This is a genomic window from Caulobacter sp. GW821-FHT11E10 (assembly GCF_058808375.1).
In genome coordinates this window covers 559,602-582,375 of record NZ_JBXARP010000002.1, presented here as the reverse complement: position 1 = coordinate 582,375, position 22,774 = coordinate 559,602, and the positions used below count along the sequence as shown (strand labels likewise).

At 68.0% G+C, this 22,774-nt stretch carries 12 protein-coding genes; 7 read left to right on the top strand and 5 right to left on the bottom strand.

Annotated elements, in window-relative coordinates; translation table 11 throughout:
• Positions 1–120: 120 nt before the first annotated feature.
• Together AC1RRV_RS05665 and AC1RRV_RS05660 are read right to left on the bottom strand one after the other, a co-directional pair.
• The gene (locus AC1RRV_RS05665) at positions 121–2,409 is read right to left on the bottom strand and encodes a beta-glucosidase family protein (RefSeq protein ID WP_492858605.1); all 2,289 of its coding nucleotides are present in this window, start codon (positions 2,407–2,409) and stop codon (positions 121–123) included.
• A gap of 62 nt (positions 2,410–2,471) precedes the next feature.
• Entirely contained in the window at positions 2,472–3,515 is a 1,044-nt protein-coding gene (locus AC1RRV_RS05660) for a LacI family DNA-binding transcriptional regulator (protein WP_492858604.1), read from the bottom strand.
• A 649-nt stretch (positions 3,516–4,164) separates the two neighbouring features.
• On the opposite strand from AC1RRV_RS05660, the gene AC1RRV_RS05655 reads away from it, so the two are divergent.
• From AC1RRV_RS05655 to AC1RRV_RS05645, 3 genes are all read left to right on the top strand, one after another.
• Entirely contained in the window at positions 4,165–7,248 is a 3,084-nt protein-coding gene (locus tag AC1RRV_RS05655; RefSeq protein ID WP_492858603.1) for a TonB-dependent receptor, read from the top strand.
• A gap of 223 nt (positions 7,249–7,471) precedes the next feature.
• Positions 7,472–9,025 (top strand): tryptophan halogenase family protein, encoded by a 1,554-nt coding sequence (locus AC1RRV_RS05650; RefSeq protein WP_492858602.1) that lies wholly within the window; start codon positions 7,472–7,474, stop codon positions 9,023–9,025.
• Positions 9,026–9,035: 10 nt separating this feature from the next.
• Complete coding sequence (locus AC1RRV_RS05645) at positions 9,036–10,586, top strand: tryptophan halogenase family protein (RefSeq protein ID WP_492858601.1); 1,551 nt, start codon at positions 9,036–9,038, stop codon at positions 10,584–10,586.
• Here the strand turns inward: AC1RRV_RS05645 and AC1RRV_RS05640 are convergent.
• The 3 genes from AC1RRV_RS05640 to AC1RRV_RS05630 all read right to left on the bottom strand — a co-directional run bounded on the left by AC1RRV_RS05640 (position 10,583) and on the right by AC1RRV_RS05630 (position 15,845).
• Complete coding sequence (locus AC1RRV_RS05640) at positions 10,583–12,274, bottom strand: ankyrin repeat domain-containing protein (protein ID WP_492858600.1); 1,692 nt, start codon at positions 12,272–12,274, stop codon at positions 10,583–10,585. The genes AC1RRV_RS05645 and AC1RRV_RS05640 overlap by 4 nt on opposite strands.
• Before the next feature lie 164 nt (positions 12,275–12,438).
• Entirely contained in the window at positions 12,439–13,044 is a 606-nt protein-coding gene (locus AC1RRV_RS05635; RefSeq protein ID WP_492858599.1) for a peptidylprolyl isomerase, read from the bottom strand.
• Positions 13,045–13,103: 59 nt separating this feature from the next.
• Positions 13,104–15,845, bottom strand: coding sequence for an AMP-binding protein (locus AC1RRV_RS05630; protein ID WP_492858597.1), 2,742 nt, complete (start codon positions 15,843–15,845; stop codon positions 13,104–13,106).
• Between the two features lie 213 nt (positions 15,846–16,058).
• Here AC1RRV_RS05630 and AC1RRV_RS05625 point away from each other — a divergent pair, with 213 nt between their 5' ends.
• From AC1RRV_RS05625 to AC1RRV_RS05610, 4 genes are all read left to right on the top strand, one after another.
• Positions 16,059–17,711 carry an MFS transporter gene (locus AC1RRV_RS05625; RefSeq protein ID WP_492858596.1) on the top strand — a complete coding sequence of 551 codons (1,653 nt, stop codon included), beginning with the start codon at positions 16,059–16,061 and terminating at the stop codon, positions 17,709–17,711.
• A gap of 89 nt (positions 17,712–17,800) precedes the next feature.
• Positions 17,801–18,391 (top strand): RNA polymerase sigma factor, encoded by a 591-nt coding sequence (locus AC1RRV_RS05620; RefSeq protein ID WP_492858595.1) that lies wholly within the window; start codon positions 17,801–17,803, stop codon positions 18,389–18,391.
• On the top strand, positions 18,355–19,350 hold the full coding sequence (locus tag AC1RRV_RS05615) for a FecR family protein (RefSeq protein WP_492858594.1): 996 nt from the start codon (positions 18,355–18,357) through the stop codon (positions 19,348–19,350). The genes AC1RRV_RS05620 and AC1RRV_RS05615 overlap by 37 nt, the downstream gene beginning before the upstream one ends.
• Positions 19,351–19,479: 129 nt before the next feature.
• A complete protein-coding gene (locus tag AC1RRV_RS05610; protein ID WP_492858593.1) occupies positions 19,480–22,737 on the top strand; it encodes a TonB-dependent receptor domain-containing protein in 3,258 nt (1,085 codons plus the stop codon).
• Positions 22,738–22,774 lie beyond the last annotated feature (37 nt).

Below are 22,774 nucleotides of genomic sequence, written 5' to 3'. Positions count from 1 at the left end.
GCGACGGGACAGGGGTAGGCTAGGCCCCCGCCGCCCTTGGCCTGCCAGGCAGGCCCGCTTCTAAAAATGAGGAGATGGGCCCCGGAACCGGTTACGATTCATGGGTGTCATGCCCGACCCTCACTTGCTCGCCGGCGAAACCGGCAGGCTTTGGGCCGCCAGGGTGACCTGGGCGGTGGAGGAAAGAGCCCGAGACGAAGAGCCCAGGGCGATGTCGTATTGGCCGGCTGCAATGGACCAGCCGTGGGCCTTGCCGTCCCAGGTGGCCAGCAGACGCGGATCGACCGTCAGGGTCACGCGCTGGGTGGCGCCGGGGGCCAGGGAAACCTTCTTGAAGCCAGCGAGGCGCTTGGGCGCTTCCCAAGACACCCCATTGGCGCCGGCCTTCGGGCCGACATAGACCTGCGGCACATCCTTGCCGGCGCGGGCGCCGACGTTCTTGACGTCGAAGCTGACCGTGACCTTGTCGCCAGCGGCGCTGGCCGTCAGGCCCGAATAGGCGAACTTGGTGTAGGACAGGCCGTGGCCGAAGGCGAACAGCGGCTCGACCTTCTTCAGGTCGTACCACTTGTAGCCGACCGCGGCGCCTTCGAGGTTGTAGTCGACGTCGAACATCTCGCCTTCGGGCTTGCCGACCCCGTCCAGCTTGGGACGCGGCAAATCGGCCACGCTCTTGGGGAAGCTGACGGGCAGGCGACCCGAGGCGTCGACCTCGCCGGTCAGGACGCGGGCGATGGCCTCGCCGCCGGACGTGCCGGGGTACCAGGCCTCGACCACGGCGCCGACCTTGTCGAGCCAGGGCATGACCACCGGGCCGCCGGTCAGCAGGACAACGACGGTCTTCTTGTTGGCCGAGGCCACCGCGTCGATCGTCGCGTCCTGGTTCTTGGGCAGGTTCAGGCCTTCGACGTCCCAGGACTCGGTGGTCCACTGGTCGGCGAAGACCAGGGCCAGTTCGCTCGCGGCGGCCAGTTTGGCGGCGCGGGCAGGATCGGTCCCGTCGTCATAGACCACCTTGGCGCCGGGATAGCGGGCCTGCAGCGCCTTCAGCGGCGAGGATGGGTAGTAGATCACCGGGCCCGGCCAGGTGGCGGGCTCGAGGCCCTTCACCGCGCGGCCGCCGGCCGGATAGACCTGGGACGAGCCGCCGCCCGACAGCACGCCGACGTCGGCATGGCCGCCGATCACCGCGATGGTCTTGGCGGTCTTGGCCAGGGGCAACACGCCGTCGTTCTTCAGCAGGACTATGCCTTCCTCGGCGTCGGCCTGGGTGATCTTGGCGTGGGCGGCCAGGGTCGCGGCGGGAAGGGCGATCGGCGCGCCGGTCAGCGGATGGTCGATCAGGCCGCTGGCGAACATGGCGCGCAGCACGCGGCGGGCCATGTCGTCGACGCGGGCCTGGCTGACCTTGCCGGCGGCCAGGTCGGCCTTCAGCGGCGCGCCGAAGAACGGCTCCTTGTCGAACGCCTCGCCGGCCGATTCCTGGTCGAGGCCAGCGTTGGCGGCCTTGGCCGACGAGTGGTCGGCGCCCCAGTCCGACATGACGTAGCCCTTGTAGCCCCAGTCCTTCTTCAGGACGGTGTTCAGGAGCCAGTCGTTCTCGCAGGCATAGGTCCCGTTGACGCGGTTGTAGGCGCACATCACCGAGTGCGGGTCCGACTGCTCGATGGCGAACTGGAAGGCCAGAAGGTCCGAGGTGCGGGCGGCCGCGTCGTCGATGTTGGAGCTGACCACGAAGCGGCCGGTTTCCTGGCCGTTCAGCGCGTAGTGCTTGATCGTCGAGATGATGTTGTTGGACTGGATACCGCGGATCTGGGCGGCGACCATCGCGCCGGCCAGCCAGGGGTCCTCGCCGCCATATTCGAAGTTCCGGCCGTTGCGCGGCTCGCGCATCAGGTTCACGCCGCCGGCTAGCTGGACGTTGAAGCCAGAGTCGCGGGCCTCCTTGCCGATCATGGCGCCGCCCTTGAAGGCCAGTTCGGGGTTCCAGGTGGCGGTGGTCGCCATGCCCGACGGCAGGGCGGTGCGTTCGCGCAGGCCTTGGTGGCTGCCCTGGGTGGCGACGCCGACGCCGGCGTCCGTCTGCCACTGGCCCGGGATGCCCAGGCGCGGAACGCCGATGACATAGCCGGCCGAGGCCTCCAGCGAGTCCTTGTGGCGCGTGTACTTCGGCTTCATGTCCGAGCCGAAGTAGCCAAAGATGATCGTGAACTTCTCATCGTTGGTCATCGCCGCCAAGGCGAGGTCGGCCCGCTTGTCAGCGTCCAGCTTGGCGTTGAGCCACGGATGGGCGGGCGCGGCGGCGGCCGGCTTGGCGGCTTGCGCGAGGGCCGGGGCGACGGTCAGCGCCGAGGCCGAGGCGCCGATCAGCAGGGCGAGCGAGAGGCCCCGCCAGGTCGTCCGAGTCATGTTTCCTCCGTGGTCTTGTTCTTGAGCCCCGCGCGGCTTCGGCCGGGTCGGGGGAGGGGGTCTTAAGTCTTTCGTCGGGGCGGCGGACCGCTCCGGGCCGGACCGGTGGACTCGCGCGCCATCAGGCTGTGCTGCGCGAGGAAGGGGGTGTTGGTCTTGCCGGCGCCCTCGTTGGCGCTCCACGCCGCGAAGGTCTGCATCGCGCGCAGGGCCATCTGCTCGAAGGGTTGGCGAATGGTGGTCAGGGTCGGCCAGATCACGCCGGCGATCGGCGCGTCGTCGAAACCGACCACCGACAGGTCGTCGGGAATGCGCAGGCCTCGGCGCTGGGCCTCCATGCAGGTGGCGGCGGCCATGTCGTCATTGCTGGCGAAGATCGCGGTCGGCGGCTCGTCGATGTCCAGCAGCGCCTTGGCCGCGTCGAGGCCGGTCTTGAAGGTGAACTCGCCCTGGACGATCAGCTCGGGGGCCGGACGCGGCAGGCCCCGCGCGGCATAGGCCTCGAAGAAGCCGTTGCGGCGGTGGGTGCTGGCGGCGTGATCCGGATGGCCGGCGATGTGGCCGATGCGGGTGTGGCCCAGCGAGAACAGGTGCTCGACCACTTCGCGGGCGGCGGCGCGGTCGTCCATGCCGATGGCGGGGAACTGCGGGTCGGGCGTGGTCGGCGCGATCAGCACGCAGCGCACGTCCAGCTCACGCATCAGCTCCTTCATCGGGCCGAAGTCACACTCGGGCGGCAGCAGAATCATCTCGCGGATGCCGCCGTCGCGGACGAAGGCCCGGACGCGGTCCTGCCAGCCGGGGACGGGCCCTTCGGAAAGATCGACCGACAGGTGACGTCCGGTCTCGACACAGGCCAGCAGCAGGGCGTGGTGGACGCGGGTGTGATAGCCGCCGGACGGGTCGCCCATCAGCACGCCGACCGAGCCGGACCCCTGCGAGCGCAGGCTGCGGGCCACGGCGCTGGGCTGATAGCCCAGGTCGTTCATGGCCGCGCGGACGCGATCGCGCGTCTTGGCGCTGACACTGTCGTGATCGTTGAGAACGCGGGAGACGGTCTTGGGCGAAACGCCCGCCCGATCGGCCACGTCGTTGATCGTCGTCATAGGTCCCCGTACCCGTCCAACCGCCAAGCTTGTCGGCCCGCACCCCATCAGTGAAAGGCGGCGCCCGCAAGGCGGCGAACGACCAAGCCATAGTCCATGCTGTCTCGCATGTCATGTCATCAGGACAAAAACGGGTCAAAAAAAGTCGATCGTAAGGACATTTTCAGGACATTTCGGCGAAGTGGCGTAGCGTTGCTCGCGATTTTGGGGGCGGAGTCGCCTCCCGCTGGAGACATTGTGACGGCTCCACAAAGAATGGCCCCTGGGGTCGCGGGTGGCGTGATAAAGGCCAATTAAATCAACGTCACTGTGCCGCATTTGGCTCGCCAATGTGAGGCTGACCTCGCCGGGCCTTACGCTCCAGGTTGCATGCGGAGCGCTCCAAAACCCTTGTCCTGCTGGAATGACAACGTTGACATTCTTGTTGACTTGCTCGGGACATTTGGAGAATGTGACAGCGTTCGATGAAGGCGCGGGGCTGGAATCGGATGTCCGGGCGCCGGGGCCGCCGAGGGATTTGGACAGTCGCAAGACACGCGATTGTCCTGGTCCGCAAAGCCTCAAACGCTTCTCGAAAGCCGCCACAGAGCGGCGGCGCGAGGAGCGGGCGGGCGGCCAACAAGAACGAATTATTTTGGGGAGCGAGGAATTGTCACAGGAAGCAAGGAACGTCGTGCTCAGGCGCGGCTTGACGCTGGCGCTGGTCGCCGGCGCGTCTCAGTTGGCCTTGGCCACCGGAGCCTTCGCCCAAGCGGGCGGTAGCGACACCCAGGTCGAAGAGATCGTCGTCACCGGCGTTCGCGGGTCGCAGATGAAGTCCGTGGACGTGAAGCGCCGCGAGGCCGCGATCGTCGACGCCATCTCCTCTGAAGACATCGGCAAGCTGCCGGACGTGACCATCGCCGACTCGCTGCAGCGGATCTCGGGCATCCAGATCCAGCGCGACGCCGGCGAAGGCAAGACCGTCAACATTCGCGGCCTGCGGCAGGTGATCACCCTGCTGAACGGCGAGCAGTATCTGAGCGCCGGCAACATGGGCAACGCCCAGCCGGACCTGCTGGACGTGCCGTCGCAGCTGATGAACCAGGTGCTGGTCTACAAGTCGACCGACGCCAAGAACGCCCTTTCGGGCATCTCCGGCACGATCGACCTGCGTACGCGCCGTCCGTTCCAGTTCGGCGAAGGCCTTACCCTGACCGGCGCGGCCGAGGCCCAGCGCGGCGAACGCACCAAGAAGGACGACTACCTGCTGAACGGCGTCGTCAACTGGCGCAACGACCGGGTCGGCCTGATGGTCGGCGCGGCCGCCAGCAAGGCGAACCTGGGCAACAACTATTCGGGCACCGTCGGCCTGTCGGGCAACAACGACTGGGGTGGCGGCTTCTCCACCAGCTACATCTCGCCCCACGGCTACGAGAGCTTCAACCGCGTCGTCGAGCGCAAGCGCCTGGGCATCAACGCCGCGTTCGAGGCGGATCTGGGCGAAGGCTTCACCCTGATCGCCGAGGGCTTCTACGCCAAGCTCGACGAGTACAACCGCGCTGTCGGCATCAACATCTCCAACCGCTGGGATGGCGGCGCCTTCGGCACGTGGAACAAGCCCACGGTTTCTTCGCCGGTCGGCATCAGCAACTGGCTGGCCGTCGACGAGTACGACATCAATGCCTGGTGGGTGAACTCCTTCTCGGTCAACCGCACGACCAAGTCGAAGACCAAGAACTACAATCTGGAACTGAACTACGACAACGGCGGTCCGTTCACCTTCGAAGCGCGCGCCATCCGCGCCAACGGCGATCGCCTGAGCATGAACGGCCAGGCCCAGGGCGACCTGAGCAACTGGCGCTATGCCGACGGTCGCTTCAACCTGTTCCGCGACCCGGCCGACCGCACGCGCGGCACCTTCTATCCGAAGGCCATCTGCGACAAGTTCGCGGCCTCGCGCCGGACCAACGCGGTCACCGGCAGCGCCGGCGGCTGCTATCTGGATCCGAACCCGCTGGGTTACGGCGCCAATCCGCAGCTGCACTACAACATCAGCGGCGATCATCCGGTGTGGTCGGGCTTCGACCGTCCGCTGGCCGGCGGCCTTGGGGCGGGCAAGACCCTCAAGGACTACATGGCGAACAAGGATAGCTACGCCATTGGGGCCTTCTCGTCGGAGGGCAACAACGAAGTCAATTCGGACATGAACGTGTTCAGCGCCGAAGGTCACTACAAGTTCGACGACAAGCTGCTGGGCTTCATCACCAAGGTCGATGCGGGCGTTCGCCAGAGCAAGCGCACCGTCGAGGTCGAGCAGTTCCACCTGTTCTCGGGCTTCTACGGCGGCTCGCCGGGCGCGGTGCAGGCCAACGGCCTGCCGGTGCCGGCCGGCGGCTGCGAGGCCCAGTGGAAGGCCATCGACGTCGTCATGAACCAGAACCAGTGCCAGGCGGGCGAGTTCGTGCCGCATCCGGTCACGGGCCTGCCGGTCTTCCAGGGCTACACAGTCAATGCGCCGACGCGTCTGGACACCTACAACAACGTGGTCTGGGTCGACGACCTGGGCGGCGTGACCAGCGGCATGCCGGGCTTCTGGGCCATCGATCCGCGCGACTTCGACGACGCGGAAGCCTTCCACAAGAAGGTCTTCGGCGGCGCCATCCGCGTCCAGATCCCGGGCCAGACCTACGACGTCCGCCTGAACGAGCAGAGCGCCTTCGGTTCGGCCAACTTCGAGGTCGGCGGGCTGTCGGGTAACTTCGGCCTGCGCGTCATCGAGACCGAACTGACGGTGAAGCAGAACCTCACCGGCGACACCCGCAACTACGGCGACACCAACGCCGACGCGGGCGACCAGGTCACCCGTCGCAAATATACCGACTGGCTGCCGTCGCTGAACGTCTCCTACGATCTGAACGACAGCCTGAAGTTCCGCTTCGCCTACAGCAAGACGATGCAGCCCCTCGACCTGGGCAGCTATGGCGGCGGTCTGAAGATCAACACCGCCGACTGCGGCGCGGCCCTGCCGAACGTCCGCTGCGTCACCAGCGGCGAGGCCTCGGGCAACCCGATGCTGAACCCGTGGCGGGCGTCGAACTTCGACGGCGCTATCGAGTACTACTTCGGCAGCGCCTCGATGCTGAACATCTCGGCCTTCAAGCTGAAGATCGACAGCTTCGTGACCAACGGCGTCACCACCGGCCGCTTCCCCGACCAGGACGGCGTCATCCGCCGCACGGTCAACGTCACCCTGCCTATCCAAGGCGACGGCGGCGAGGTGAAGGGTGTGGAAGTCGGCGCCAAGCTGGCGGTCAGCGACTTCATGCCGGACGCGGGCTTCTTCTCGAACTTCGGTGTGGACTCCAACTACACCTACTCGCCGAGCAAGGAGTCACGGGTGGGTCTGGACGGCGAGGAGCTGGCCTTCCAGGACAACTCCAAGCACCAGTTCAACCTGGTCGGCTGGTATCAGGACGACAAGCTGCAGGCGCGCGTCGCCTACAACTATCGCACCGACCGCCTGGCCGAGGTGATGAGCAGCAACATCCCGATCTACCAGAAGAGCACCGGCTACGTGGACGTGAACGTCAGCTACAGCCTGCGCGACAACGTCACCCTCTACTTCAACGGGTCGAACGTGACGGGCGAGATCGAGGATTACTACGCTCGCTTCGCCAAGGGTAAGACCCAGTACATCCGCCAGAACGAGTTCGAACCCCGCTACACGCTGGGCGTCCGGGCGCGCTGGTAAGCAAGAGCCTGTCCGCTTCTGATGGAAACATCAGAAGCGGACAGGCTCGATCTCAAACATTTTTGAGCGTGGCCGCCACGCTCAAAGGCCCTCTCACCTCCTGCGGCCGCCGTGGATTCCCACGGCGGCTACTTTTTTGAGGCGGCGAGACCTGTCCGGCCTGGGCATGAATGGCTAGCCTGGGATCAACCGGACATTAGAGACCGGGAGTCGGGAGCGCTCCATGCAGGACAACAGAATCCGCAAGCTCGTGATCGTCGGCGGCGGCACCGCCGGCTGGATGGCGGCCGCGGCGCTGCGGCGGCACTTCCAGGGCGGTCCGATCGAGATCACCCTCGTCGAGAGCTCCGAGATCGGCACGATCGGCGTGGGCGAGGCGACCATCCCCACCATCCGCGGCTTCTACCAGCAGCTGGGCCTGTCCGACATCGAGGTGATGCGGGCCACCCAGGCGACCTGCAAGCTGGGCATCCGCTTCAACGGCTGGACGCGGCCGGACCATTCTTTCATCCACCCGTTCGGCCTGTTCGGTCAGGACCTGCGCGGGATCCCGTTTCATCACTATTGGCGCAAGCTGGCCCAGGCCGGCGAGCCGACCGACATCGCCGACTACTCGCTGGGCGCCTCGCTGGCGCGGGCGGGCAAGTTCATGGCCCCGTCGCGCAATCCCGCCTCCAGCCTGTCGATCTTCGACTGGGCCCTGCACTTCGACGCCAGCCTGTTCGCCCAGCTGATGCGTCGGGTGGCCGAGGACAACGGCGTGCGCCGGATCGACGCCAAGATCACCAAGGTCAATCTGCATCCCGAGACCGGGTTCGTGACCGCGCTGGACCTGCATACGGGCGACACCGTCGAGGGTGACCTGTTCATCGACTGCTCGGGCTTCCGGGGTCTGCTGATCGAAGAGGCGCTGCAGACCGGCTACGAGCACTGGAACGACGTGCTGTTCTGCGACCGCGCCTATGCGGTGCAGAGCGAAGGTGTCGGCGATCCGATGCCGTACACGGACGTCACCGCCCACAGCGCCGGCTGGCGCTGGCGCATCCCGCTGCAGCACCGCTATGGCAACGGCTACGTCTATTCCTCGCGCCATATCAGCGACGAGGACGCCCTCGCTGAGCTGAAGGCCGCGATCCCGGATCCGCTGCTGTTCGAGCCGCGCCGGATCGCCTTCAACCCCGGTCGCCGCAAACAGGTCTGGAACAAGAACGTCATCGCGCTTGGCCTGGCGTCGGGTTTCCTCGAGCCGCTGGAAAGCACCTCGATCGCCCTGATCGAGACGGGCATCGACAAGATCAAGGCGCTGTTCCCGGACAAGGATTTCGCGCCGGAACTGGTCGACGAATTCAACGACTGGTCCAAGCGTGAGATGGAGCGCGTGCGCGACTTCATCATCCTGCACTACTGGGCCAACAAGAGAGGCGACACCGCCTTCTGGCGCGACTGCAACGCCGTGACCCTGCCCGACACTCTCCAGCGCAAGGTCGACCTGTTCCGCCAGCGCGGCCACTTCGTCCGCTACCGCTGGGAGATGTTCCAGCCGGCCAGCTGGATGGCGATCTATGCCGGGTTCGAGCTGTTGCCGGAGATGGTCGATCCCGCGCTGGACGGCATCGATCCGAAGGCGCTCAGCGCGCCGCTGGCCGAGATGCGCAAGGCCGTGCGGGACGTGGTGGCCGCCGCCCCGCCGCATGGGGCTTTCCTGGAAGAGTATTGCCGCCCGCCGAAACTTTCAGACCCGAGCGCGCCAGCGCGCTCGGCCATGGCCGCCCAGTAGGAGACGCTTGATGACCGACACCAATCCCAACGCCATCAAGAAGATCGTCATCGTCGGCGGCGGTTCGGCCGGCTGGATCTCGGCGGCGATGCTCAGCCACTATTTCGAGAAAGGTGGCTGCGAGGTCGAGCTGATCGAGTCCGACGAGATCGGCACGATCGGCGTCGGCGAGTCCACCATCCCGCCGTTCCTGCAACTCATCGCCAGCCTGGGCGTCGACGAGCGCGAGTTCATCCAGGCCACCCAGGCCAGCTTCAAGCTGGGCATCCGGTTCGAGGATTGGAAGCAGAAGGGCGAGCGCTACTACCACCCGTTCGGCGCCATCGGCGGCCCGATCGGCCCGCACGAGTTCTACCAGTGCTGGCTGCGCGCCAAGGCCAACGGCCACCCGTCGAACCTGCAGGACTTCGCGCCCGGCACGGTGATGGCCGACCAGTGGAAGTTCATGCTGCCGTTCAAGGCCCAGCGCACCCTGATCGCCGGGGCCAGCTACGCCCTGCACGTCGACGCGCGGCTGGTGGCCAAGTTCCTGCGCGACTTCGCCGAGGCGCGGGGCGTCAAGCGCACCGAGGGCATCGTCACCGACGTAGTCACCCACCCGGACGGCTCGGTCGCCAAGGTGGTCATGAAGAACGGCCACGAGGTCGCCGGCGACCTCTTCATCGACTGCTCGGGCTTCCGCGCCCTGCTGATCGGCAAGGCGCTGGACGTGCCGTTCGTCGACTGGTCCGACATGCTGCTCTGCGACCGCGCCGTGGTGGTGCAGACCCAGAACGTCGGCCCGCCGCACCCCTTCACCTTGTCGAAGGCCGAGGACGCCGGCTGGCGTTGGCGCATCCCGCTGCAGCACCGGGCGGGCAACGGCTATGTGTTCAGCTCCAAGCATCTCAGCGACGACGATGCGCGCGCCACCCTGGTCAAGAACCTCGAGGGCGAGATGCTGATGAACCCCATGTTCATCCCGTTCAAGACCGGCATGCGCCAGCGCCTGTGGGAGAAGAACGTGGTCGCCGCGGGCCTGGCGGGCGGCTTCATCGAGCCGCTGGAATCGACGGCGCTGCACCTGATCTATCGCGGCATCGACTTCCTGCTGCGGTTCTTCCCGGACCGCGATTTCGACCCGGCGCTGGCGGCCGAATACAACCGCCGCATGGCCGCAGACTACGAGGAGATCCGCGACTTCATCGTGCTGCACTACTGCACGACCCAGCGCGAGGACACGCCGTTCTGGAAGGCCTGCCGCGAGGCGCCGATCCCCGACAGCCTGAAGGAACGCATCGAGCTCTTCCGCGCCCACGCCGTGTTGCGCGAGGGCGTCGACGAGATGTTCCGCAATCCGTCCTGGCAGTCGGTCATGGAAGGCATGGGCGTGCGGCCCAGGCGCTACCAGCAGCTGGTCGACACCGTGCCGTACGAGGTCATCTCCCAGACCCTGGACCAGTCCAAGCCGATCCTGGCCGCCCAGGTCGCGGGCCTGCCCAGCCATGGCGAGTTCCTGGCCCAGAACTGTCCGGCGCCGCCGCCGGAGGCGGTGGCGGCGCCGTTCAAGACGGTGGCTTAGAGGGTCTCCCTCCCTGCCTTGCGGGCGTGGGATGACGACCCCGCCAACAGTTCCGCCGCGTCGTCCAGGCCGCGCTTGCGCGCCGCGTCGGCCGGGGTGTCGCCCCGGTCGTTGCGTGGCGTCGGATCCGCGCCGTGGTCCAGCAGCAGGCGCGCGACGGCGACGGCGTCGTCCTCGTCGTCCGGCAGGCAGAACAGCGGGGTCGGCGCATCGCCGGGCAGCTGGTGGTTGGCCAGGGACGGATCGGCCGCGAGCACGGCGGCCAGGCGCTCCAGCCGCGCCTGACTGGCCAGGGCCCGCACATCGTGGCTCAGCGGCGCGAGCCGCTCGGCCACGCGCGGCCGGCCCAGGACCGTCGCCCAGCTCAGCGGCGTGCCGCGCCACTTGCGTTCCCGCCGGTCGACGTCGGCGCCGGCGGCCAGCAGGCGCTCGACCGCCTCCAGCGAGCCGGACTGCACCGCACGGTGCAGGGGCGTGATCCCCTCGTGGTCCGCCCCGTGGGCGTCGGCGCCGAGGCGGAGCAGCAGGGCCACGGCGCCGGCGTTGCCGTGTTCGGCGGCGGCCAGCAGGGATCTCGGCTGGCTGATCAGCTCCGGTTGCGCGGCCACGAGCGCCTGGGCGGCCGTCTCGTCGCCTTGCAGCGCCAGGACCTGCAGATCCTCGGCGCCGCTGAAGGTGATCGGCGTGGCGCCATGGGCTTCCAGCAGGTCGGCGACCGCCATGGAGCCCGACAGCCGCGCGATCGCCAGGACGGGGCGCTTCTCGTAGGCGTGGGGTGTGTTGGCGTCGGCGCCGCGCTCCAACAGCCACTGGGCGCGGGCCAGGTGGTTCTGACCGACCGCGTTGCCCAGCAGGTAGTTCAGGGTCGAACAGCCCAGGTGCTCGCCCAGCCGACCGGGGCCCTTCACGCGCCAGTCGTCGAGCTTTCCCGCCGCCTCGGCCTGACGCCACAGCACGTCGTACCAATGGGTGTCGTGGCCGACGATCGAGACGTTGTAGAGCGCCTGGGAGTCGTAGGCCTCGGCGCCTCCCGCCACCAGCAGAGCGACCAGGGCTTCGGCCTGCGGATGGCTGGGCTTGGCGCCCTCTCCCAGGCCGATGGCGCCCGTAAGCACCTTGAAGGGGGTCTCCCAGTCGTCGGTGAAGCCGAAGTTCGGATCGGAGCCGGCGTCCAGCAGGCGGCGAGCTATGGCCAGGCCGTTGGCCTCGTCGAGGCGGCCGTAGGCGGTATGGGCGAGCGCCGTCCAGCCGCGCACGGGATCGACGCGGCGGACGGCTTCCCGATCGCGGGCCAGATGCCGCTCGACGGTTTCGAGATCGCCGCAGGCCGCGGCCGTGAACAGGCTGTCGCGGGCCAGCTCCGGATACCGCTTCAGGATTCGCCGGGCGATGGCCGGCTCGCCGTCCCAGCCGTGGCGCAGGATCTGGGCGATCCGCTCGGCGCGGGTCTGGCGCGCGATGGCCAGGTCGTCGATGGCGGCCTTCAGGGCGACCCAGCTCTCCTGGCCATACTCCAGCGCCAGGGCGTGCTGGAGATCACGCAGACCCGCGTCGGCCGGGGCCTTGGGCCAGGCGGACAACAGCCGGGCCCTGGCCGCGGGGTCGCCGGCGCGCAAGGCCTTCAGCCACCGCTTGGCGTCCTTGCGCAGGGTTTCGAGTCGAGTCTTCGCAGTGAGCTCACGGCTCATGGCAAACCTTCCTTCCCATGGCCGAGCGTCCGCTTACGAAGGGCCGGAAGAAGGGCTCGTAAGACCAAAGAAGGTAGGCTGGATGGGAGAAGTCTCCCTTGCCGCGGACAGGCGGCGCTCCAGAAGCGCGCTGAACCCATCAAAAGCCCAGCGCAGGCCGGTCGTCAACCGACCCGCTTCATCGACAAAATCTTCACCGGCGGGTTCAGGATCTGGCCCTTCATCGAGGGGACGTTGGTCGCGCCGTCGGTGCGGCCGGCCAGGATCTTCTTCACGACATCCATGCCCTGAACGACATAGCCGAATACGGCGTAGCCCTGGGCGGCGTCGGACTTGCCCGGCTTGGCGTCGAGATAGGGCTGGGCGCTGGCGCAGATGAAGAAGTCGGCCGTGGCCGAGCCCGGCGCGTCACGGCCCATAGAGATGGCGCCGGCCTTGTGCTTCAGGCCCGTCCGCAAGGTGCTCTCGTGGGCGATCGGCGGAGCGCGGCGGGAATAGGGCTTGGGCTGGCCCTGGATCGAGCCGGCGCCCGGCGCGCCCTTGGCCCGGTTGGCGCGGAAGAACTGCCCGGCGTCAAAGCGGTGCTTGTCGACATAGTAGAGGAAGTTCTTGGCCGTGATCGGGGCCTTCTTGTCCTCCAGCTCGACGACGATCGTCCCCTTGTCGGTCTCGATGGCCACGCGCGGCTTGCCGGCGGCGAGGGCGGGGGAAGCAGCGAACAGGCTGAAGGCGCCCAGCATCGTGCGGCGGGCGATCGTCGGCTTGGTCATCGGGGTCCTTCCGGTGGTTCGGCGCGGACCCTAGCCGATCGAAACGACCGCCGTCGACCTCAGGAAACGGCGGGCGCGGGCTTGGCCAGAGGCTTGCGTGGGTCCAGGCGACGCAGCAGCGTCGGCAGGGTCGTGAGCTGCTTGAGGCCGAAGTTCCAGCAGCCCCAGGCGACGACGCCGGCCACGATCGCCCCGGCCCAGGCGAACACCAGTGGGGCGTCGGTCAGGCGCGTCCAGATCCCCAGCACCTTGAAGTGGATCAGGTAGATGAACAGCGACGCCCCGGCGATCAGGTAGACGGGCTTGGACAGCAGGCGCGGCCAGGGGACCTTGGGCACGAACAGGACGAGGGCCGCGATCGGGGCCAGGACCGCCGCGTCGCCGATCGTGTAGAACGGCGCGCTGGCCACCGCGTAGAGGGTGGCGGCGATCGTCAGCACGACCCGCCAGCGGCCCTTCAGGAAGCCGGCCAGGGCGGCGAGGGCGAAGGTGGCCATGTGGGTGCTGGGCGCGTGCTTGAACACCGACATCATGTCCAGCGGCGCACGGCCGAAGTCGGGCACGAAGGCGAACGGCAGCAGGAACCGGCCCAGCAGGCCCAGGGTCAGGATGGTCAGGGCCGTGGCCAGCGCCGGCTTGGCCAGCTTGACCACCCGGTCCAGCAGCCAGAACACCAAGCCGTACAGGAGGATGACGTGGAAGATGCAGTGCACGTACCACATCACCGGATCGTGGCCGCCATAGGCGTTGGGCCCGTCGGCCGGCAGGCCGCGATAGTCCATGAAGTCGGTATAGAGCAGCAGGCTTGAGAGCCGCACCGTCTCGTGGGTGGCCAGCTTCAGCGCGGTGTTGGCCAGCTCGTAGGCGAACAGCGGCAGCAGCAGGCCCTTGAGCAGCCGGCCCAAGGGCTTCAGCGACTTGCCGTGCTCCATCTCGTTCAGCTGCAATGAGCCGAAGATGTAGCCCGAGACGAACAGCAGGGCGCTGGTGGCGCTGCCGCCGGTGAAGATCAGCTGGAAGTGGCTGGCGACCACGCCGCAGATCGCGACGGCGCGCAGCAGTATGGCGCTCTCGATCCAGGCCAGGACGCCCTTCCTCGGCGCCTCGCCGCCGACGGTGGCGGCCAGCTGGGCCAGACTCAGGGTGGTCCAGCCCTCTGGCACCTGGCCCAGGGCCTCTTCCAGCGAGAGATAGGCGGTGACGTAGGACAGGCTGTCGCCGCCCAGCGATGCGAAGCTGTCGTCGACCCCGACCTCGCGGGCGAACAGGTCGCTCCAGTCGGCGACCAGGGTCTTTTCCAGCGGCGAGGCGGCGGCGCGGGCGGGCGCGGCGGCGGGACGGGCCTGGGCCTGCTCGATCAGCGCCTGGCGGTCGACCTTGCCGTTGGGCAGCAGGGGCAGGGTGGGCAGGACGACGATCGTGTCCGGGACCATGTAGTCGGGCAGGGCGGCGGCCAGGCGCGCGCGCAAGGCCTCGGCGTCCAAGATCAGGTCGGGGTTCAGCGGCTGAACGAACAGGCCAAGGCGCGCGGTCTCGCCGGTCCCGATGTTCAGGGTCACGGCCTGGGAGATGTAGGGCGCGCGCAGCGCGGCGGCGGTGACCTCGGCCATCTCGACGCGGTAGCCGCGGATCTTGACCTGGTCGTCCTGGCGGCCGCGCACGGTCACTGCGCCATCGGCGCCGCGCTGGCCAAGATCGCCGGTGGCGTAGTCCTGCGACTTGGGCGCGGCGGGGGCGGGCAGGCGACCCTCGCGCACCGAACCCAGGGTCAGGAAGGCCGAGCGGATGACCACGGCGCCGTCGGCGACCTCGGCTCCCGTCTCGTCGACGACCACGACCTCGAAGCCGTCGATGCCGCGTCCGATCGGCAGGCGCTCCTCGCCGTCGGCCTGGCGCGGAACCCGATGGAAGGTGGCTGCCTGCGGCGTTTCGGTCGCGCCATAGAAATTGACGCTCTCGCAGTTCGGCGCGAGGGCGGTGACCGTGTCGACCAGGCTCCGGCGCAGCACGTCGCCGCCCCAGAAGACGTAGCGCAGGTCGGGCAGGGCGGCCTGGCCCTTGGCGGCGGTCAGCAGCTGGCCCAGCGGCGGGGTCATGTGGGCCGCGGTCGGCCGGACCTGCGCGAACCAGGCGGACAGGCCGCCCGGCGCGGTCAGGGTCGCCTGGTCGGGAACGTGCAAGCCAGCGCCCAGGCTCAGCGGCGTGAAGACGTCGCGCATCACCGGGTCGTGCGACAGGCCCGACAGCAGGGTGAAGCGATCCTCCGCGCCGAGGTCGAAGGTCCGCGCCTGCCAGCCGACGAAATTGACCAGCGGATGATGCGAGACGGCGACGCACTTGGGCTCACCGGTGCTGCCCGAGGTGAACAGCAGATAGGCGGGGGCGTCGGGATCGACGGCCGGCAGGGCGATGTCCGTCGTCTCGCCCGGCGTGAGGGAAACCTCCAGGCGCGGCAGGTCCGAGAGGTCCTCCGGCGTCGCGCCGGCTTCCAGCAGCAGGCCCGGCCGGCAGATGTCGAGCATCTTGCGCAGGCGGGGCAGGGGATAGGCCAGGTCCAGCACCACGAACGGCGCGCCGGCGCGGGCGCAGGCCAGCATGGCGACGACCATGCGCGGGCCGCGCGTGGCCAGGATTCCGGTCAGGACGCCTTGGGTCAGGCGCGCGGCCAGGGCGCGGGAAAGGGTTTCGAGCTGGCCGTAGGTGATTGTCCCGCGCGCGCCCGAAAGGGCGACAGCGTCCGGATTGGCGCGGGCCTGGGCCTCGAAGCGGGCGTGGATCAGGGGCGCGAGCGGAGCGGACATTCTGGCCTGCGTGCAGCGAAGCCCTTGTTCCGAAGGGCGCTTTTCGCCGTCAGCATGCCGTCGCAACCTTAAGGCTTCGTATGGCGAACCAGCGTTCTTGAATTGGCGGTAGCGCTACCAGAAATCCTTGATCTATGAATCCGGTTCTCTGAGTTAGGTTCAGGCGACCGCGCGGGGGAACGCGCGGCGTGATCGAGGGAAGGGACTAAGCGTATGGGGGCTGACAGCCAAGCCGCGCCCACGAAAGGGCGCGACGCGCTGGTGATCGGGGCGTCGTCCCTCGGCACGGTGTTCGAGTGGTACGATTTCTATCTGTACGGATCGCTGGCGGCGATCATCACCAATCACTTCTTCTCGGGCGTCAACGAGACGACCGGCTTCATCCTGGCGCTGCTGGCCTTCGCCGCCGGCTTCGCGATCCGGCCGCTGGGCGCGGTGATCTTCGGACGTCTGGGCGACATCTGGGGCCGCAAGAACACCTTCCTGATCACCATGCTGCTGATGGGTCTGTCGACCTTCGTGGTCGGCCTGCTGCCCTCCTACGCCCAGATCGGCATCGCGGCGCCGATCGCCCTGGTGGTCATGCGTCTGGTCCAAGGCCTGGCCCTGGGTGGCGAGTATGGCGGCGCGGCCACCTACGTCGCCGAGCACGCCCCGCCCGGCAAACGCGGCTTCTACACCAGCTGGATCCAGACCACGGCGACCGTCGGCCTGTTCCTGTCGCTGGCCGTGATCCTGTTCACCCGCACCCAGCTGGGCGAAGAGGCCTTCAAGGCGTGGGGTTGGCGCATTCCATTCCTGGTCTCGATGCTGCTGCTGGGCGTGTCGCTGTGGATCCGCCTGAAGCTGCACGAGAGCCCGACCTTCCAGAAGATGATCGCCGAGGGGAAGGGCACCAAGAAGCCGCTGGCTGAGGCCTTCGGCAACTGGAAGAACCTCAAGGTCGTGCTGCTGTCGCTGTTCGGCCTGACGATGGGTCAGGCGGTGGTCTGGTACACGGGCCAGTTCTACGCCCTGTTCTTCCTGGAAAAGACCCTGAAGCTGGACGGCGCGCTGTCCAACACCCTGGTCGCGGTCGCCCTGCTGATCGGCACGCCGTTCTTTGTCATCTTCGGCTGGCTGTCGGACAAGATCGGCCGCAAGCCGATCATCATCCTGGGCTGCGTCCTGGCGGCGGCGACCTATTTCCCGATCTTCAAGGGCATCACCACCTACGCCAACCCGGCCCTGGCCCACGCCGCGGCCTCGTCGCCGGTCGTGGTGTCGGCCGATCCGGCCACCTGCGCCTTCCAGTTCGACCTGATCGGCAAGGCCAAGTTCAACACGCCCTGCGACGTGGCCAAGGCGTATCTGGCCAAGGCCGGGGTCACCTACAGCACCCACGCCGGTTCGGCCGGCTCGCCGACCTCGGTGCAGGTGGGGGCCGTGAACCTGGAAGGCTTCGACGCCAAGGGGGCCACGGGCAAGGCCTTCGCCGCCGCGCGCAAGAGCTGGGAAGCCGATCTCGGCGACCAGCTGAAGGCCGCCGGCTATCCGGCCAAGGCCGATCCGGCCACGGTCAACAAGCCCGTGGTCGTCGGCTTGCTGGCCCTGTTGGTCATCTACGTGACCATGGTCTACGGCCCGATCGCGGCGATGCTGGTCGAACTGTTCCCGACCCGGATCCGCTACACGGCCATGTCGCTGCCCTATCACATCGGCAACGGCTGGTTCGGCGGCTTCCTGCCGACCACGGCCTTCGCCATCGTGGCGGCGACCGGCAACATCTATTCGGGTCTCTGGTACCCGGTGATCATCGCCGGCGTCACCGCCGTCGTGGGCGGGCTGTTCCTGAAAGACACCCGCAACAACGTGATCGACGATTAGGCTGGATGCGAAGCAACCCGGCGGCCGCGTCGCCGCCGGGTTGCTATCCGGCTCCCGATGGGCTTGGCTGCCTGTCGAGGGGAGCGTCCATGGCGCAAGAAGACGAAGACCGGCGCGCCTGGTTCCGGCGCGAGATCCTACCGCTCGAGCCGGATCTGCTGGCCTACGCCCGGCGGTTCTGCCGCGACGGGCAGACCGATCCCGAGGACCTGGTTCACGAGACTTTCGCGCGCGCTATCGCTTGCAGGACTTGGCGCGAGGTCAGCAACCCCGCCGCCTTCGCCACCCGCATCCTGCGCAACTGCGCCCTGGACGCCCTGCGCCGCCGCAAGGTGCTGACCATCACCGCCGTCGCCGATTTCGACCGCATCGAGCCGATCGACGAGACACCCGGCGCCCACATGGTGCTCGAATCACGGGAAGAGCTGCGGGCCCTGGCCGAGGCGATCGCCGAACTGCCCGCGCAGTGCCGGCGCGTCTTCACGTTGAGAAAAGTTTATAGCCTCTCGCCAGACGAGATAGCGGTTCGGCTCGGCCTGTCCGTCTCTACTGTTGAGAAGCATCTGGTGAAGGGCCTTCGGTACTGTTCCGACAAGCTGGGACGTCGTATCGGACGCAAGAGTAAGGTCGACGAAGGACGCTCATGGAGCGCGAGACGGGATCACGACGCGAAGCGGTGAGGCAGGCGGCCGCCCTCTGGGTGGTCCGGCTTGACGATCCCTCGTGTTCAGCCGCCGATCGCGCCGCCTTCGAGGCCTGGCGCGACGACAGCCACGAGCACGAGGCCGCGTTCGAACGCGAGGCCGCCGTCTGGGCGCGCCTCGAACGCCTGCGCGCCTTGCGCCCGGCCAGCGAGCGGCCGGATCGCGACCTGCTGGTCCCGGCGCGCCGCCTGTCGCTGCCCAGCCTCGGCCAGTCGCCCTGGGCGCGCGGCATGGCCGCCGCCGCGGCCATCGCCCTGACGGTCACGGGTGTCATGACCTTCGGCGGCTCGACCGCCTACGCCACCGCGATCGGCGAGCGCCGGGTCGTGGTGCTCAGCGACAACAGCCGCATCGAGCTGAACACCAACAGCAAGGTGGTCGTGCGCTATCGCAACGGCGTGCGCGAGGTGAAGCTGATCCGGGGCGAGGCGGTGTTCGAGGCCGCCAAGGACTCGCGACCCTTCGTGATCAAGGCCGCCGACGCGGTGATGGAGGCCGACGGCGGGGCCGAGATGGCCGTGCGGCTGCGCTCCGACGGCGCGGCCGTGACCGTCCGGAAGGGCGCCGTCGATCTCGACCCGGCGCCCACCGAGCACAAGGACGAGCTGCGCCTGACCGCCGGCGTCGCGGCGATCTACAGCTCGGCCGGGAGCCGCTCGCGGGCGGTGTCGGAGAACGAGATCGATCGGGCCCTGGCCTGGCGTCAGGGCGCGATCGCCTTGAACGGCCAGTCGCTGGAGCAGGCGGTCGCCGAGTTCAATCGCTACAATCGCCAGCAGATCAGCATCGCCGATCCGTCGATCTCGGGGCTGCGTCTGGCCGGCTATTTCCAGACCACCGAGCCCAAGAGCTTCGTGGCGGCCGTGACCAGCGCCTTCCCGGTGCGGGCCTCGGCGGGCGCCGACGGCGCGATCCGCCTGTCGCGTCGGGGCTAGTCGTCTCAGCCCCAAAAAATGGGCTGAAAAATCTCCGTTCGGTATGGCGGAAACCCGGCGCGCCCACGTCGGTCTTTCGAAGGCGTTCCCCCATGGGGATGGAGAACGTCCCGAGGGGTTATAAGAAGAATGTCGATCGACACCCACCGCCGCACGGTTCGCGGCTTCCTGATGGCGTCCGCCGCCGTCCTGGTCCTGGCCGGTCCGGCCCTGGCGCAGGAGGCCCGTCACAGCTTCAACATTCCGGCCGGTGACGCCGTGACCGCGCTGCAGGCCTTCGCCAAGCAGTCGGGCAAGCAGGTCCTGTTCCCGTTCGAAGCGGCCACCGGCAAGCGCACGCCGGCCGTCAGCGGCGACGTCGCCGACGCCGACGCCCTGGCCCGCCTGGCCAAGGCCGCGGGCCTGGTCGTCCAGTCGGACGACGGCAAGACCATCACGCTGCGCCAGGCTCCGTCCGACCTCCCCCAGTCCTCGAGCGCGGGGGCCGGCGCGTCGACTGACGAGGCCCAGGTCGTCGAAGCCGTCGTGGTCGTCGGCTCGCAGATCGAAGGCGCCCGGACCACGGAAGCTCTGCCCGTGTCGGTCATGAGCGAGAACGACATCATCGCCACCGGCGCGGTGTCGGGCGACGAACTGTTCCGCGCCATCCCGCAGGCCGGCGACGTTCAGTTCCAGGAAGCCCGCACGACCGGCAACCTGAACGACGCGCGCGGCGACGTGGCCTCGCTGAACCTGCGCAGCCTCGGCACCGGCAACACCCTGGCCCTGCTGAACGGCCGCCGCGCCGTGCTGGCGCCGGGCAGCCAGACCGAGAACCTGGTTCCGGTCCAGACCGTCAACACCAACTCGTTCCCGGTCGCGGGCGTCAAGCGCGTGGAAGTCCTGCGCGACGGCGCCGCGGCCATCTACGGCACCGACGCCGTGGCGGGCGTGGTCAACACCGTGCTCGACACCCGTTTTCGCGGCCTGAAGCTGGAAGCGCAATACGGCGGCTCGGAAGGCACCAGCTACCAGGAAGGCTCCTTCAACGTGAAGGCCGGCACGCGCCTGGAAGACGGCACGCGTCTGACCTTCTTCGGCAACTACACCAGCCGCAGCCGCCTGATGGCGACCGAGCGCGACTATGCCGCCAGCGAGGATCACCGCGCGCAGATCGCCAACACCCCGTGGGTGGACAACACCACCTTCGACAGCCGTTCGACCTCCAGCCCCTGGGGTTCGTTCACGGTCATCCCGTCGACCACGGCCGTGCGCCAGGGCACGGTGGCCCTGACCACCTCGGGCGTCTTCCACGTCGAACCGGTGAGCAACACCGCCGCCGGCTGCTCCAGCACCGTACTGACGGGCAACCTCTGCCTGCGCGCCGGCACCATCACCGGCACGACCGACCGCGTCCTGCGCTATGACGAAAACCCCGACCGCACCCTGAAGGGCGGCGTCGAGCGCACCAACCTGTTCTCGACCGTTGAGCACGACTTCGGCGACCTGACGGCCTATGGCGAGGCGGGCTACTACCACGCCCTGTTCACCGGCAGCCGCGAGCAGTCGGCCCCGCTGAGCACCGCGCCGATCAGCATCGCGGCCAACGCCTACTGGAACCCCTTCGGTCCGACGACCAGCCCGAACCGCCTGGCCGGCCTGACCGGCGTCCCGACCACCGGCCTGGCGATGAACATCACCACCTACCGCCCGGTCGACACCGGTCCGCGCACCTACACGGTGACGGATGACAGCTTCCGCTTGCTGGGTGGGCTGAAGGGCCGGTGGAACGGCTGGAAGTGGGATTCCGCGCTGCTGTATTCGAAGGCGCGCACCAAGGACATGACCCACAATGCGATCAGCAACACGCTGTTCCAGCAGGCCGTGAACCGCACCGACGCGTCGGCCTACAACCCGTTCAACGGCGGCAGCCTGGACAACTATTCGCTGGGCGACGCCACGGTCAGCAATCGCGACACGATCAATTCGTTCCTGATCAATGTCTATCGGATCAGTGAGACCTCGCTGGCCCTGGCCGACTTCAAGGTCTCCAAGAAGGACCTGTTCCGCCTGCCCGGCGGCGATGTCGGCGTCGCGGCCGGCGTCGAATGGCGCCGCGAGACCTATCTGGACGATCGCGACAACCGCCTGGACGGCAAGGTCAAGTACACCAACAGCGTCACCGGCTTGACCTACGGCACCGACGTCATGGGGGCGTCGGGCTCCGTCGACGTCAAGGCCCACCGCTCGATCAAGTCGGCCTTCTTCGAACTGGCCGTGCCGATCATCTCGCCCGAGATGAGCATCCCGTTCGTCGAGGAAGTCAGCCTCCAGATCGCCGCTCGCGGCGAGGACTATTCGGACTTCGGCAGCGTCTACAAGCCGAAGGGCGCGATCTACTGGAAGGTCGGCCAGGGCCTGGCCATCCGGGGTTCGGTCTCGCAGAGCTTCCGCGCGCCGAACCTGCCGCAGTTCTACAGCGACGGCGCGACGGTCTCGAACAGCCGCATCGACTACGGCGCCTGCCGCATCAACGCCACGACCTGCGCCAGCATCAGCACGATCGAGGTGCGCAGCGGCAACAAGAACCTGAAGCCGGAAGAGGCGGATAACGCCACGGTCGGCTTCGTCTACGAGCCGACCTTCATCCCGCGCGCGTTCGGCAAGCTGGCCTTGACCACGGACTTCTGGTCGATCCGCGAGAAGGGCGTCATCGGCGTTGTGGGCGGCTATAACGCGATCGCCTTCGACTACTATCAGCGCCTGCACGGCTCATCGAACCCGAACGTCGTGCGTGACGCGCCGGTCGGCTCGGCCACGGTCGGCAACATCGCCTACATCAACGACACCTATCAGAACCTGCAGCCGCGCATGGTCCAGGGCGTCGATTTCAGCGTCGACTACGACCTGGACGACACCGCCTGGGGCGACTTCGGCCTGTCGGTCAACGTCGCCAAGCTGCTGAAGTACGACCAGTCGGCCAGCCCGCTCGAGGCGCAACTGCAAGCCGCGGTCGCCGGGGGCGAGCTGCCGGGCCTGACGATCTCGTCGGCCGGCAACCAGATCCAGATGGACGGCTTCCCCGAGTTCCGCGGCACCGCCAGCTTCACCTGGCGCAACAACGGCTGGGGCGCCGGCGCCTTCGTGAACTATGTCGGCCAGGTCTATGACACCGGTCCGGCCCAGGTGAACGGCGAGTACTTCCCGGTCAAGGAATGGACCACGGTCAGCCTCTACGGCCAGTACGCCTTCAAGGACGGCATGTTCGACGGCTCGACGATCCGCGTCGGCGCCCGCAACGTGTTCGACAAGGATCCGCCGGTGGCCTCGGCCAACTTCGGCTACCTGGGGGCCCTGCACAACGCCACGGGCCGCTACTGGTACATGAACCTGAGCAAGCGCTTCTAGTTCTCCCGACCTCGGGGCGGTCCTCGCGGGCCGCCCC